Source organism: Bradyrhizobium arachidis, from assembly GCF_015291705.1.
Classification (GTDB): domain Bacteria; phylum Pseudomonadota; class Alphaproteobacteria; order Rhizobiales; family Xanthobacteraceae; genus Bradyrhizobium; species Bradyrhizobium arachidis.
In genome coordinates this window covers 7,276,894-7,290,778 of the sequence record NZ_CP030050.1, presented here as the reverse complement: position 1 = coordinate 7,290,778, position 13,885 = coordinate 7,276,894, and the positions used below count along the sequence as shown (strand labels likewise).

Sequence of the window (13,885 nt, the reverse complement as noted above, 5' to 3'; positions counted from 1 at the left end):
CGTCAGCTCCGCAATTGCGCGATCAGGTCGCGCGCGATGCGCATGTCGGCGATCTCCAGGCCCTCGGCAAACGCGGCGCAGGCGTGCTCGAGAGCCGGCAGGGCTTCCGTGGTCCGGCCGGCCCCGATCATGAATCGCGCGAGGCTGGTCGCACAGCGCAGCTCCCAGAACCGCGCGCCCTGCTGGGCCGCAATGCCCATGGCCTCGCGAAAGCGCGCCTCGGCGTCGCCGGCGTGCCGCGGGCTCCTCAGCATCAGCTCGCCCTTGATGCGGATCAGCTCCGGCAGATACCAGAGCTCCTGCCGGTCGTTGCAGCGGGTCAGGACGTCCTCGATCACGTCGAGGCCGCGGTCGATCTGGTCGGCCTCCAGAAAGCACGCGGCGAGCTCGCCGAGCAGCGGCAGGAAGCGCGGCAGGAAGCGCGCATCGCCGGCGCGATTGAGTTCTTCGCGCAGGAGCGGCAGGCCTGTTGCGATATCGCCCCGCCTTGCGATCACCGCGGCGTTGAAGGCCCGCGCCCACAGCCCCCACAGCCGGATGGCGTGGCGCTCGGTGTGTTCGACGAGCTCGGCGCCGTGGCGCTCCGCGGCCTCGAAATCGCCGGCCCAGAACGCGATCGGGCAGGTGGCTTGTCCCAGCACGCTGCAGAAGGTCAGCGCGTGGCCGTTGGCGCGGCCCTCCTCGATGTTCCTGGCGGCGAGCGCCTGGGCCTGATCGGCGAGCCCCTGAAGCCACAGGATGCGGGCGCGGAAATATTGCGTGGATATCCGCAGGTCGAGCGGGAAGATTTTTGGCTTCTCCGCCAGCACATGCAGCGATGCATTCACCCGGTCGATGCAGACGCGTGCCTCGTTCTGCTCGCCGAGATAGTGCAGCGCCACGGCCATCAGCCGGTCGCCCAGCATCACATCGGTCCTGTCGGGCGAGTTCGCCGCGGCATTCGCAAACCGATCGGCCAGGGCGCGGGCCTTGCCGAACTGCCCGTTGTTGAACTGGTCGATGCACAAGCCCCAGAGCGCGCGCAGCCGGAAGTCCTTGTCGTCGAGCCGGTCGGCGAGCTCCAGCGTCGTCTCCAGGATCGGACGCGCCTCGCGGGCGCGGCCCTCGCCATACATCAGCGACCAGCCGAGCGCTGACAGGAGCTGCATGCGGACACGCTCGTCGCCGGCATCTCCGAGCGCCGTGAGCGCCGTTCTGGCGCGCTCGCGGCATTCGGCGAACAGCGACAGGCGCACCCACATCGTGACCGCGGCTGCGGTCAGCGCGATTCCCAGCGCAGCGTCGCCGTCGGGCGCGAAGGCCCAGTCCAGCGCCGCGCGCACATTGTCCAGCTCGGCGCCATAGATGCCGAGCCATTCCGGCAGCGGCGTCGACGAGTCGGCTTCGGCGCGCTGGAAGAAATCGCGAAAATGCTCGGCGTGGCGCCGCGCGAACTGCTTGGTTTCGCCGAGCTCGGCGAGCTTTCCCTGCGCGTAGGTGCGCGTCGTGTCGAGCAGGCGATAGCGCAGCATCCGCGAGCCCGACGGCGAGATCAGCGATTTGGTGACGAGGCTATCAATCGCCTCCAACGTCTCCGAGGTGCTGAGGCCGTCGCCGGATGCGACCGCCGCGGCCGCCTCCGGCGCGAACGGGCCGGCGAAGACCGAGAGCCGGCGCAAGGTGGCGCTCTCGGCGGGAGGCAGCAGGTCGTAGCTCCAGTCGAGCGCTGCGGCGAGAGTCTGGTGTCGCGGCACGGCTGTGCGCCGCCCCCGCCATTGCAGCGAAAAGCGGCTGTCGAGCAGCGATGCCGTGCCGGCGATGCCGTAGGCGTTGACGCGGCCCGCCGCGAGCTCGATTGCGAGCGCAATGCCGTCGAGGCGCCGGCAGATGCTGGCGACAAGCGGCGCCTCTTCCGCGCTGAGCTGGAACGGACCCGAGCTCTGCGCGATGCGCTCGACGAAGAGCTGCGCCGCGGGATAGGCGAGCACATCGTCGACACCGAGGCCCTCGCGCTCGGGCGGGCAATCCAGCGGGAACAGCCGGAAGATGCGCTCGCCTTCGCTCCGGAACGATTCGCGGCTGGTGGCGAGCACGCGAAGCTGCGGCACGTCGCGAACGATGCGCTCGACCAGCGGGGCGAGCGTATCCAGCACATGCTCGCAGCTGTCGAAGATCAGCAAAGCGGGGCCGGTCTTCAGGAAGGTCAGCAGGGCCGGCGTCGGATCCTCCGCGCTGATGGTGAGGCCAAGCGCGGAGGCGACGGTGGTTGCGACGTGGCTGGCATCGCGCAGCGGACCGAAATCGACGAAGAAGACGCGCCCGCCGAAATCCGCCGAGCGGCGATGCCCGACGGTGACCGCGACGGCGGTCTTGCCGATGCCGCCGGGGCCGACCACGGTCATGAAGCGATAGAGCGAAAGGCCGTTCGATATTTTTTCGACGATCTCCTCCCGTCCCACCATCTTCGAGAGCGGCGCGGGGAGGGAGCGGGGCGGCAGGATGTCGACGGTGGGCGGCGCGGCCGGCGCCGTGGCTTGGGCGAACGAGGCGACGAAGCAATAGCCGCGGCCGGGCACGTTGACGACATAACGGGCCGACTTGCCGGTATCGCCGAGCGCCTTGCGCAGTGCTGCGACATGGAAGCGCAGGCTGCCCTCGTCGACATTGACGTCGGCCCAGATCCGCTTGACCAGCTCGCGCTTGTCGACGACCTCGCCGGGGCGCTCGGCCAGAAAAATGAGAATATCGAGCGCACGGCCGCCGACATGCAGAGGCGAGCCCTCTTTTTCCAAGAGCCGGGACTTCGGAAACAGTCGAAATGGCCCGAAGGAAATGGCCGAGTCTTCGCTACGATCTGGCACGCGCCATGGCCCCCGCAACGGGAGTCAAAAGGTATGACTTTCTGCTCTATCAGAACGAGGCGTACAGTAAACTGGCCGAAAGCAGTGGGGTGGGGCTGGCAGCCCTGCGTGCACCGCTTGGGTCAGAGGGGCAGCGGAATCCTGGTTGAAAAGGAATGGGTTAGCAGAATATGACACGGCAATGACGCTGCCGACTTATCCGGAGGGAGCATTGACGGCGGTGAATCATTGCTGCGATGGAAGGGTTCTGGAGCCGGCCCCGCCTCGACAGTGACAACCGACGTCCGGATTCGAACATGCCTTCCTTCTCGCGGCGACAGATCGTCCATGCATTGCCGGGCGCGGCGGCGCTTGCCGCAATCCCGCGCAGTGGACGAACCGCCGACTATCCGTCGCGTCCCATTCGCCTGGTGATTCCCTATGGGGCAGGCGGATCGGGCGACCAGATCGGGCGTCCCTGGGCGGAGAGGATGTCCTCGCTGCTCGGACCCGTCTTCATCGAAAACATCACGGGTGCAGGCGGCGCGATCGGGACAACCGCGGTCGCGCGCGAGAAGCCCGACGGCTACTCGCTGCTGCTCGGAAACGACAGCACGCAGGCGGCCATTCCGCTGCTCGCGCAAAACCCGTCCTATGCAATGGACGATTTCCGCGCCATCTACCGCCTCATCACCAGCGCGCTGGTTTTCGCCGTCCATCCGTCGCTGCCCGTCAAAGACCTGCGCGAACTGGTAGCCTACGCAAAAGCCAATCCGGGAAAGCTGTCCTACGGGACGCCCGGCATCGGTAGTGGAAATCACCTCGTCGGCGAGGCCTTCAAGCTGCAGACGGGTGCGCTGGACATTGTTCATGTCCCGTATCGGGGCATCGCGCAGGCCAGCAACGACCTCCTCGCCGGTCAGATCCCCCTCATCATTGCCGTGATGTCGGTGCAACTGCAGCAGTGGAGCGAGGCCGGCAAGATCCGGATGCTTGCGGTCGCCACCGAAAAACGGCTGAGCGTTGCGCCGGACATTCCGACCGCCATCGAATCCGGCATGCCGGGCCTGCGCTATGATGGCTGGTTCGGCCTGTTCGCGCCCCGGCAGACCGACGATGCGATCATCGACCGGATCGCGCAGGCGACGCGCCTTGCCATGGCCGACAAGGCGATGCAGGCCAATTACCGCGCCGAGGGCATGGAGCCGGACAGCGACTCCAACCCGGCCACATTCCAGCGCCTCGTCGAGGCGACCTCGGCGAGCCTCGCGTCCATGATCAAATCGATCGGACTGGAGAGGTTTTGACGGAGCTCACGCCGCAGGCCGCGTGACGATGCGCGCCGACAGCGTGACGAGACCCATCAGCGCGGCCAAGAGCCAGAACGCCAGCGGCAATCCCCCGATACGCGCGACGAAGCCGACGCCTGCCGGGCCGATGAGGATGCCGGCATAGCCCGCGGTGGTGATCGCGGCCACCGCAAGCCCCGTCGGCATCACCGTCTGCCGCGCCGCCCGGCGGAACAGCACCGGCACGAGGTTCGAAGCGCCGAGGCCGATCAGCAAGAAGCCGGCGATCGCGACCGCAGCCACCGGCGCCGTGAGCAGGACGACGAACCCCGCGATCGCAATGAGGCTGCCCCAGAGCAATGTCGCGCGGTCTCCAACGCGCGCGACGACGACATCGCCGCCGAGTCGCCCCATCGTCATCGCGATCGAGAACACGATATAGCCGATCCCGCCTTGCGTTTCGGAGACGAGGCCCGCGCCGATCACGAGCAGTGCGCCCCAGTCGAGCATTGCACCTTCAACCAGGAAGGTGATGGCGCCGAGCAGCGCCAGCAGCAGCACCGAGCCGTGCGGCAGCACGAACAGCGGTCCCTCCTGCACCTGCACGGAGCGAAGCAAACGCGGCCAGGCGACGAGCATCGCGATCAGCATCAGGGCGGAGCAGACCAGTGTACATGCAAGCGCGGAGAGTTGCAGCGAGAGCAGCGCGGTCATCAATGCCGATCCGGCAAAGCCGCCGATGCTGAACAGCGCGTGGAAGCCGGACATCAGCGGCCGGCCCGCGTCGCGCTCCACCTCCACCGCGTGGATGTTCATGGCGACGTCGATCGAGCCGAGCGCGGCGCCGAAGGCGAACAGCGCCAGCGCCAGCGTTGCCGGCGCGCTCGCGACCGCCAGCAGCGGCAGCATCAGCGCAAGGCCGAGGCCTCCCGCGATGATGATCGGCCGGCTGCCGTAGCGCGCGCTCATGACGCCGGTCAGCAGCATCGCGAGCACCGAGCCGATGCCGAGACTGAGCAGCAGCAGACCGAGCACGCCGTCGTCGACGGCGAGCCGCGCCTTCGCGAACGGCACCAGCGGGGCCCAGCAGGCGATGCCGAAGCCAGCGACGAGAAAGGCGAGCCGCGTCGCAAGACGGGTCGCCGGCCGATCGGCAGAATGCATGGGAACTCCGGGAGATGAAGCCAGGCGGGAGCCGCCGACAAGCCCCAGAATTGCCGCGCCTTTATGTCCGAGCGGTGCTCGAATTGTCGCGGCCGGCGCGAGCGAGCTGCAGGCGGACGCGCAAGCCCTTTGGCGCATTGTCGAGCAGCTCGAGCGTTCCGTCATGCGCGGTCACGATCGCCTGCGCGATCGAGAGGCCAAGGCCAAATCCCGATGTCTCGTCCATGGTACGGGCTTCCTCGCCCCGCACGAACGGCTCCAGCATCGCCGCCTTCTTGTCATCGGGAATGCCAGGTCCATTGTCGGAGACGTCGATGACGAGCCGATCTTCGGCCATCACCAGCGCGACCTCGACGTCGGTACCGAAGCGCGTCGCGTTCTCGACGAGATTGGTCACCGCGCGGATGATCTCGTCGGGCCGCATGACGAACGCGGCCCTCGCGGGCCCCGAATAGGTCACCGCATGGCCGCAATCCGAGAACTGCTCGCAGACCATTTGCAGCAGCGCGGCAACATCCACCAGCGTCGGCTTGACCTGACTCTCGTTGCGCAGCAGCGACAGCACCGATTCCAGCATCGACTGCATCTGGTCGAGATCGCGCACGGTTTGCGTGCGCTGGGCCGGATCCTCGATATATTCCGAGCGCAGCCGCAGCCGCGTGATCGGCGTGCGCAGATCGTGGCTGATGGCCGCGAGCATGCGGGTGCGGTCGTTCATCAGCGCCGTAATGCGCTCGCGCATCCGGTTGAGCGCGCGCGCTGCGGACTTGATCTCCTCCGGTCCGTTTTCAGGGAGCGGCGCGGACGACCGGCTCAGGCTGAAATCCTCCGCCGCGCGGGCGAACGCCGACAAAGGCGAGGAGAGCGCGCGGCCGGCCCAGACGCCGAGCAGCGTGACGCTCGCGACCAGGAACAGCAGCGTGGAGGTCCACAGGCCGCTGACGAAGGCCGGCATTTTCGGCGAGCCGATCGTTGCCTCGAGCACGTCGTCCTTCGACAGGTGAAACCAGACGCGATCGTCTTCCGACGTGCTGCCGCGAATGAGGTCGACTTCGCCATTGAGCGGCGAGGGGACGTTCAGCGTCCGCTGCGGCAATGGCACGGTGGAGGCGGAAACGCCTTCTAGCAAGCGGAGCCTCAACGCCGGAAAGGTCCGGCTGACGCTCTCCAGCACGGTCGCTCGCTCGGCCTGTGGCGTGTTGGCGATGATCCGAACGATCAGCGCGAACTGCTCCAGCGGCCTGTCCGCCAGAAGCTTCGGCCTGTTGAGCAGGAAATATCCGCCGATCAGGACATGGATCAGGACCAGCGAGAACAGGACCAGCGCGGCGATCTGGCCGCTGATCCGCCTGAAGCTGAACAGCGCGATGACGTCGGCAACGCGCCTCATGCTTCCTCCACGACCGGCGTGAAGATGTAGCCGCCGGTGCGGATGGTCCTGATCATGGACGTGCCTTCCGTCCGGTCGAGCTTGCGGCGCAGCCGGCTGACCAGCACGTCGATGCTGCGGCCGAAGCTGCCGCCGGGACGGCCGCGCGTCATGCTCAGCAGATTGTCGCGGCCGAGCACGCGGCCGGCACGTTCGCAGAAGGCTTGCAGCAGATCGAACTCGGCGCTGGTCAGCGGCACCTGCGCGCCTTCGGGGTCGCGCAATTCCCTGAGGCGCAGATCGATGGTCCAGCCCTGGAACTTCAGGCGCGTCGCGGTGGAGGCGGCAGTGAGGCCGCTGGCGTTCCGGCGCAGCACCGCATTGATCCTGGCGAGCAGCTCGCGCGGGTTGAACGGCTTCGGCAGATAATCGTCGGCGCCCATCTCGAGGCCGAGGATGCGGTCGAGGTCCTCGCCCTTGGCGGTGAGGATGACGATCGGCGTCATGGACTCCATGCGCAGCCGGCGGCACAGGCTGAGCCCGTCCTCGCCCGGCAGCATCAGGTCGAGCACGATCAGATCGACCCGGTTCTGCGAGAGGTAACGGTCCATCTCCTTGCCGTTCGTGACGGTGCTGACCGCAAACGAATGGTCGCGCAAATAGCGCGCGATGAGGTCGCGGGTCGGCTGATCGTCCTCGACGATCAGGATGTTCGGCGTGCCGTTGGTCATGGTTGAAATCGCATCGGGATCGCCGATCGTTGGTCGATTTGCGGACGGTTGTCTCGTCCGAAGAACTACGGGCATGGTGCAATCCTAGAGTTAGTCACGGCTGAGCGCCACCACGGGGTCGAGGAAGGCGGCACGGCGGGCGGGGAAGAAGCCGAAGGCGATCCCGATCCCGGTCGAGGTCAGGAACGCCGCGCCGACCGAGAACATCGAATAGCTGACTTGGAATCCAGGCACCGCGGCGTTGATGGCGACGCCGAGCAGGATCGCGATCAGAATGCCGGCGATGCCGCCGATCGAGGAGATCAGCGTCGCCTCGACCAAGAACTGCTGGAGGATGTCGCTGCGCCGCGCGCCGACCGCCATGCGCACGCCGATCTCGCTGATGCGTTCGGACACCGACACCAGCATGATGTTCATCACGCCGATGCCGCCGACGACCAGCGAGATTACCGCGATCGCGGCGACCAGGAAGGCGAGGGTCTGCGTCGTGCTGGTGATGGTGCGGCGGATGTCGTCGGTATTGAGGATGACGAAATCCTTGGTGTTGTGCCGCTGCCTCAGAAGCGTGGTGACCGCATCCTGAGCCAATGTGGTCGAGATCTCGTCGCTGATCCGCAGCAGCACGCTGCGCAGCGCGCGGTCGCCGGTGAATTGCGCCTGCACGGTGGTGTAGGGCAGATACACAGACAGGTTCTGGTTCGAGCCGAACCCGCCCTGCTGCTGGGCGATGACGCCGACGATGCGGCACGGCACCTTGCCGAGCCAGATCACGCGGCCGATGCCCGAGGTCTGGTCGTCGGCGAAGAAGGTCTTGCGGGTGTTGTCGTCGATGACGGCCTGCCGCTCGATGTTGCGGACCGCATCGGCGTCGAACAGGCGGCCTTTTGCCAGCTTGGCGCCCTTGACCTGGAAATAGCTTTCGCCGACGCCGTTCACCAGCACGTTGGATTCGTTGCCGCGATAGCGGACGGTTGTGCTCGTCGAGACCGTCGGCGTGACGCCGGCGATAAAACTCTGCCGGTCGAGCGCGCGGGCATCGTCGAGCACCAGCGTCTTGATCTTGCCGGCGCGCGCATCGCCAAAATCCTTGCCGGGAAATACCTCGATCGTGTTGGTGCCGAGGCTTGCGATGTCCGACAGCACCTTGCGTTGGGACGCATTGCCGAGGGCAACCACGGACGAGACCGCGGCGATGCCGATGATGATGCCGAGCATGGTCAGGAACGCGCGCAGCCGGTGCGCGGCCATCGCGACCAGCGCCATGCGCGAGGCCTCCCGCAGGCGCCGCAATCCGCCGGACCAACGAGCGCCGCCGTTCCCTGAGGTCCGGGACGCCGGGGCAGGCGGCTCCGCCATGGCCTCGCTCTCCGTGCGGCGATCGGAGACGATCTTGCCGTCGCGCAGCTCGACGATGCGCTCGGCCCGCGCGGCGACACCGGCATCGTGGGTGACGATGATGATGGTCCGCCCCTCGCGGTGCAGCTCTTTCAGGATCTTCAGGACCTCCTCGCCGCTGCGCCGGTCGAGTGCGCCGGTCGGCTCGTCCGCCAGGATCACCTCGGCGCCGTTGATCAGCGCTCGCGCGATCGAGACGCGCTGCTGCTGGCCGCCGGAGAGCTGGTTCGGGCGATGGCCGCTGCGTTCGCCGACGCCGAGCCGCGCCAGCAGCCGGTCCGCGCGCGTGCGCCGCTCCCGCGCCGTCATGCCGGCATAGACGGCGGGAATCTCGACGTTGTCGGCCGCGGAGAGATCACCGAGCAGATTGTAGCGCTGGAAGATGAAGCCGAAATGCTCGCGCCGCAGCGCCGCCAACTGATCCGCATCCAGCTCAGAGACGTTCTTGCCCGCGACCCGATAGGTGCCTGACGTTGGACGGTCGAGACAGCCCAGGATGTTGAGCAGCGTCGACTTACCCGACCCGGACTGACCGATGATCGCGACCATCTCGCCGGGCTGGATGCTCAGCGAGAAATCATCGAGCGCCACCACAATGGTGTCGCCGGCCGCGAACTCGCGGCGGATGTCCTTGAGATCGATGATCGGGTCGGTCATCTCACGGACCTCCACCTCCGGGCGGGCCGCCGGGCATGCCGTGCGATGCGGTCTGCTCGTTGGCTTCCCCGGTGACGACCCGTTCGCCCTCGTCGAGGCCGGATCGGATCTCGACGGTGGTGCGATCGTTGAGGCCGGTCTTGACCTCGCGCTCGCTTACGTCACCGGATGCGGCAAGCGTCCGCACCGTGCTGCGGCCGTCGGATTTACGCATCACCGCCAGCGCGGGGATGACCTTCACCCGCTTGGCCTCGCCGGTGACGATGTGCACCTCGGCGGTCATGTAGGTCCGCAGTGCATAATCCTTGTTCGGCACGTTGAAGACGCCGATGTAGTAGATCGCCGTGCTGGTCGAGCTCGATGAACTGGACGAGCTCGAACTCGACGTGGTGGTCGAGGAGAAGCTGGCGTCGTTCTTGATCGATTCCGGCGCCGGCTCGATCTGTTCCAGGCGGGCCTCGTAGCGATGGTCCTGGTCGCCGAGGATCGTGAAATAGAGCGATTGTCCCGGCCGGACCTTGACGATATCGGCCTCGGAGATCTCCGCCCGCACCGTCATCGTCTCCAGTTGGCCCAGCACGACGATGGTCGGCGCGGACTGCACCGCGTTGACCGTCTGTCCCTCCTGCACCACGGTGGCGAGCACCGTGCCGTCGATCGGCGCGGTGATGCGGGTGTATTCGAGATTCACCCGCGCGGTCTGGACGCTGGCCTCGGCGCCGACGATCAGCGCCTCGAGGGCTGCGATCTGGGCGCGGGTCTGGCGCACGGTCGAATCCGCGCTGTCGAAATCGCTGCGCGAGGTCGCGCGCTGCGCCAATGTCGCCTGCTGGCGCACGAGGTTCGCCTCGGCCAGCACCAAGGCGGCCTCCTTCTCCTCCTTCTGCGCGCGATAGTTCTTCAGCGAGGCTTCCGAGCTGCGCAGATCGTTCTGCTTGGTGACGGGATCGATCTGGGCGATGACGTCGCCGGCCTTGACGGTGTCGCCGACGCGGACGTTGAGCGCGGTGATGCGGCCGGACACCTGGGCGCCGACGGCGGTCAGCCGCGCCGGTTTCAGGGTGCCGCTGGCGAGTACCTCCTCGCGCAGATCGCTGATCGTGACGGGTGCCGTGATGTAGGATTGCGCCTTGCTCGACGTTCCCGGGAAACGCGAGGCCGCGACGACGCCGGTCGCAACGACGGCGACGATTGCGGCGGCGACCTTCATGTGCCTGGCGGTGATGAACTCGGTCACTTCTGCACCTCCCGGAGATGCGGTCCGGTGTTGGTGTCCACGATGATCGGCCTCGAGACGTCGACTGGATCGGTCCAGCCGCCGCCGAGCGCCTTGGCGAGCGAGATGTAGTCCTTGGCCGCCGCGACCTTGCTCTGGATCAGCGAATCCTCGGCCGAATAGAGCGATCGCTCGGCATCGAGCACGTCGATGAAGCTGGCGCTGCCGGTCTCGAACAGCGAGCGCGACAGCTTTGCCGCCTCGCGGTAGTTCGTCGCCGCTTCGGTCAGCTTGCTGGCGCGGACGCGTTCCTGGGCCAGCGAGACCAGCGCGTTCTCGACATCTTCGAGCGCGGTGAGCAGGGTCGAATGGAACGTGGCGAAGGCCTGGTCGCGCTGCGCTTCCGCGATCCTGACCGTCGCGAGGCGCTTGCCCGCATCGAACACTGGCACGGTGACGGAAGGGCCGACCGACCAGCTCACGCTGGAATATTTTGCGAGATCGCCGACGCGCATCGCCGAGGTGCCGACCGAGCCGGTGAGCGACACCGCCGGGTAGCGGTCGGCCTCGGCCGCGCCGATCTTGGCGGTCACCTGCGCCAGCTTGCGTTCGGCGCTGGCGATGTCGGGGCGGCTCATCAGCAGATCGGCGGGCAGCCCCGTTGGCAATGGCATGCGCGGCGCCGGCACCGGCGCGGACTTCGCCAGCAGCGCCGCGACGCCGTTGGGCGGGCGGCCGAGCAGGATGCCGAGCCGGTGGATGTCGGCGGCAAGCGCCGCCTGATAGGTCGGGACGTTGGCTTCGGTGCTGGCGGCCTGCGCCGTCGCTTTGGCAAGATCGACGGCGTTGCCGCTGCCGGCGTCGTATTTGCTGCGGGTCAGCTTCTCGGTGTCGCGCTGCGAGACCGATGTGCGCTCTGCCAGCGCGATCCGGGCCTGATAGCCGCGCGCCTCGACATAGTAGGCGGCGACGTCGCCGATCAGGGTGACGAGGCTGTCGCGCAAATCCTCCTCGGCGGATTGTTCGCCGCGCACCGCCGCCTCGATGCTCCGCTGCGTGCCGCCGAACAGGTCGAGCTCCCAGCTCGAATCGAAGCTCCCCTGGTGCAGCGTGTAGGGCGCGCTGTCCGCGATGGCCGAGGCGGAGCCGGAGCTGGTCTTGTTGTTCGTCCCCGAGGCCGTGCCGCTCACGGACGGAAACAGGCCGGCGCCGGTCTGCTGCACGGTTGCGCGCGCTTCGCGCACGACCGCTTTCGCCTTGGCGACGCTGGGATTGGCTTCGACGGCCTCTTCGATCAGCCGGTTGAGCAGGGGATCGCGCAGGCGCAGCCACCAGCGATCAAGCGTGCCGGCATCTCGCCGCGAAGCGGCCTTGGTGCTCCAGTGCGAAGGCAGGTTCAGCCTTGGCGGACCGGCATAGTCCGGGCCCACCGCGCAGCCGGTCAATGAGCTACCCAGCATCAGCGCGAAGCAAACTGATCCGCCACGCGACAGGGCGGCGCGCAACAGGCTGGGCGTTGGATGGGGATTCTCCTTTGCGGATGGCACGGGGATTGCGACGAACGAGTGAGACGGCATCAAATCGGCTGAGATCCATTGGCCTGGCCCGGGAAGGAACGGCGCCCATCGTCCTCGGAGGCGGGGTCGAGGCAGGAACCACTAGCCGGGCGATCGTGGCCTTTCGGCAGCCCCAATGTTTCTGAATGTAAACAGATATTGCGCGGCATCTCGGCGCTGGCGGCACGGTGCCTGCCGGGAAGAACATCGGCCCTGTGTCGCCGCCTGGTCAAGCCCTCTAGACAAAAATATTCCACTTTACCGAAATTCGGATTTGTCGTATGTCTTGCCCAGCCCGGCTCATCCTTGAGGGGCGATCGTGAGGTCGTCATGTTCGCGAGCCGGGCTTGCGGTGGACGCGGCAGCGTCGGGCGCGAGAGGTTAGGGCAGGGCGGATTGCTCTCCGCGAGCCCGAAACCGCGCGTGGACGAACGGCGCTGTCAGGTTCGTCTCGCCTGTAAGTTTCCGGCTCTGTCGACAGGGCTGGGAAAACTGCGGCGAATAGCGGGCCGTGCGTACGGCAAAACCGTGTGGTCCTGGCCGTCGTTGCTACGGTCAAGCTCTTGCGGATGCGGCAGTTGCGTCAACCGGCGCGCTGCCGGCGACTTTCGTGAGGGTGAGGGAGGCCAGAACGAACTCGGCTCCCGGGAGAGCACGGCATAAGCCGTCCAACCATCGCGCAGGGAAGGCCGTGTGTTGGGCTTCACCTGTATGCTGCTGTGCGGTCTCCTTGCGCTACCTATTCGCGCAGCGGACCGCGGGTGCTAGCCGGCACCCGGCCTTCCCTGCGCCCTCTTGGCTTTGAGGGTGGAATGACCAAGCAAAGCTCGGGTGAATTGAGCCGCGAGAAGGCGAAGGCGCGTCCGCAGCGCCGTAGGATGGGTAGAGCGAAGCGAAACCCATCATGCTTCGGCGCCAACGAGTCGATGGGTTTCGCTTCGCTCTACCCATCCTACAAGAGCGGAAATCTGAGATGCCGCCTCCGGGCGTTGCCGCGTGTCCGGGACACGTCTGGTCACCACGAGATCGGGATCCTTTGCACAAATCCACCGAGATCCGAGTCAGGGCTCAGCGGCTGCCGATCGAGCGGCCGGTTGTTGTTGCCGCGCGCGAACGACGTGCCGGGCGGCAGGGCGTAGTCGGTGAACTTGCGCTCGCCGGGAAGCACCTCGGTCCCGCCATCCAGCCACGACCGCTTGCTCACATAGATGCGCGTGTGCGGGCCTGAGGGGTAGGAGCGGTTGGGGCCGTTCGGACCGTACTCATAGGCGGCATTCTGCCTCGTCGGCGATTGATCGCGCTTGCCGGCTGTCTCGGCATGCGCGGCGAGGGTCGAGGCGAGGAGGGCGACCAGCGCCGTTCTGGTCATGACAATCGCGTTCATCGGCAAACACCCCATGCGAGTTCCTGATGCCGCCGCCTCTCGCACCGGATCGGGGGCCTGTAAAGAATTCGGGCGTTGCGCGATGTTGCTGAAGCTGCACATGGGGCAGGCCGCTTCGCGGCGGCTTCAACCTCAGCCAGCCGCCATTGATGGCCCGCGCCGTCATCGTGGCGGCAACGCCGACGCGGCTGATCGGCCAATCAAATTCAACGACCGGAAACAGTACAGCAATCTCAAAGCCACACCGCGGCCACAGCCGTTTCGTTTGAGCAGGTGACGTGCTCTTGAGGTGTGGAATGTCGGTT

10 protein-coding genes are annotated in these 13,885 nt (G+C 66.9%); 2 read left to right on the top strand and 8 right to left on the bottom strand.

The annotated features are described in order from the left end of the window. Positions 1-2: 2 nt before the first annotated feature. Positions 3-2,840: an ATP-binding protein gene (locus WN72_RS34295; RefSeq protein ID WP_092216104.1), complete on the bottom strand. Its 2,838-nt coding sequence runs from the start codon at positions 2,838-2,840 to the stop codon at positions 3-5. A 296-nt stretch (positions 2,841-3,136) separates the two neighbouring features. Here WN72_RS34295 and WN72_RS34290 point away from each other — a divergent pair, with 296 nt between their 5' ends. Beyond that, positions 3,137-4,126 carry a Bug family tripartite tricarboxylate transporter substrate binding protein gene (locus tag WN72_RS34290; protein WP_027564569.1) on the top strand — a complete coding sequence of 330 codons (990 nt, stop codon included), beginning with the start codon at positions 3,137-3,139 and terminating at the stop codon, positions 4,124-4,126. 6 nt (positions 4,127-4,132) lie between these two features. Here the strand turns inward: WN72_RS34290 and WN72_RS34285 are convergent, their stop codons facing one another. From WN72_RS34285 to WN72_RS34255, 7 genes are all read right to left on the bottom strand, one after another. Continuing rightward, complete coding sequence (locus WN72_RS34285) at positions 4,133-5,272, bottom strand: MFS transporter (protein WP_092216103.1); 1,140 nt, start codon at positions 5,270-5,272, stop codon at positions 4,133-4,135. Positions 5,273-5,333: 61 nt separating this feature from the next. Then, positions 5,334-6,662 carry an ATP-binding protein gene (locus tag WN72_RS34280; RefSeq protein ID WP_092216102.1) on the bottom strand — a complete coding sequence of 443 codons (1,329 nt, stop codon included), beginning with the start codon at positions 6,660-6,662 and terminating at the stop codon, positions 5,334-5,336. Further along, positions 6,659-7,372: a response regulator gene (locus WN72_RS34275; protein ID WP_092216101.1), complete on the bottom strand. Its 714-nt coding sequence runs from the start codon at positions 7,370-7,372 to the stop codon at positions 6,659-6,661. Before WN72_RS34275 ends, WN72_RS34280 begins: the two co-directional genes overlap by 4 nt. 90 nt (positions 7,373-7,462) lie before the next feature. Next, complete coding sequence (locus WN72_RS34270; RefSeq protein WP_092216159.1) at positions 7,463-9,424, bottom strand: MacB family efflux pump subunit; 1,962 nt, start codon at positions 9,422-9,424, stop codon at positions 7,463-7,465. A gap of 1 nt (position 9,425) precedes the next feature. Beyond that, a complete protein-coding gene (locus WN72_RS34265; protein ID WP_430640367.1) occupies positions 9,426-10,634 on the bottom strand; it encodes an efflux RND transporter periplasmic adaptor subunit in 1,209 nt (402 codons plus the stop codon). Positions 10,635-10,657: 23 nt separating this feature from the next. Then, positions 10,658-12,100: an efflux transporter outer membrane subunit gene (locus WN72_RS34260; RefSeq protein ID WP_244553739.1), complete on the bottom strand. Its 1,443-nt coding sequence runs from the start codon at positions 12,098-12,100 to the stop codon at positions 10,658-10,660. Positions 12,101-13,211: 1,111 nt separating this feature from the next. Beyond that, on the bottom strand, positions 13,212-13,580 hold the full coding sequence (locus WN72_RS34255; protein WP_092216098.1) for a hypothetical protein: 369 nt from the start codon (positions 13,578-13,580) through the stop codon (positions 13,212-13,214). Between the two features lie 82 nt (positions 13,581-13,662). On the opposite strand from WN72_RS34255, the gene WN72_RS34250 reads away from it, so the two are divergent. Then, positions 13,663-13,857 carry a hypothetical protein gene (locus WN72_RS34250; protein ID WP_141263128.1) on the top strand — a complete coding sequence of 65 codons (195 nt, stop codon included), beginning with the start codon at positions 13,663-13,665 and terminating at the stop codon, positions 13,855-13,857. The last annotated feature ends 28 nt before the right edge of the window (positions 13,858-13,885 follow it).

Coding starts and splice junctions, on each gene's coding strand:
- WN72_RS34250 (WP_141263128.1), top strand. CDS start 13,663: ATGTTGCTGAAGCTGCACATGGGGCAGGCCGCTTCGCGGCGGCTTCAA.
- WN72_RS34255 (WP_092216098.1), bottom strand. CDS start 13,580: ATGAACGCGATTGTCATGACCAGAACGGCGCTGGTCGCCCTCCTCGCC.
- WN72_RS34265 (WP_430640367.1), bottom strand. CDS start 10,634: ATGAAGGTCGCCGCCGCAATCGTCGCCGTCGTTGCGACCGGCGTCGTC.
- WN72_RS34280 (WP_092216102.1), bottom strand. CDS start 6,662: ATGAGGCGCGTTGCCGACGTCATCGCGCTGTTCAGCTTCAGGCGGATC.
- WN72_RS34270 (WP_092216159.1), bottom strand. CDS start 9,424: ATGACCGACCCGATCATCGATCTCAAGGACATCCGCCGCGAGTTCGCG.
- WN72_RS34290 (WP_027564569.1), top strand. CDS start 3,137: ATGCCTTCCTTCTCGCGGCGACAGATCGTCCATGCATTGCCGGGCGCG.
- WN72_RS34260 (WP_244553739.1), bottom strand. CDS start 12,100: ATGCTGGGTAGCTCATTGACCGGCTGCGCGGTGGGCCCGGACTATGCC.
- WN72_RS34275 (WP_092216101.1), bottom strand. CDS start 7,372: ATGACCAACGGCACGCCGAACATCCTGATCGTCGAGGACGATCAGCCG.
- WN72_RS34285 (WP_092216103.1), bottom strand. CDS start 5,272: ATGCATTCTGCCGATCGGCCGGCGACCCGTCTTGCGACGCGGCTCGCC.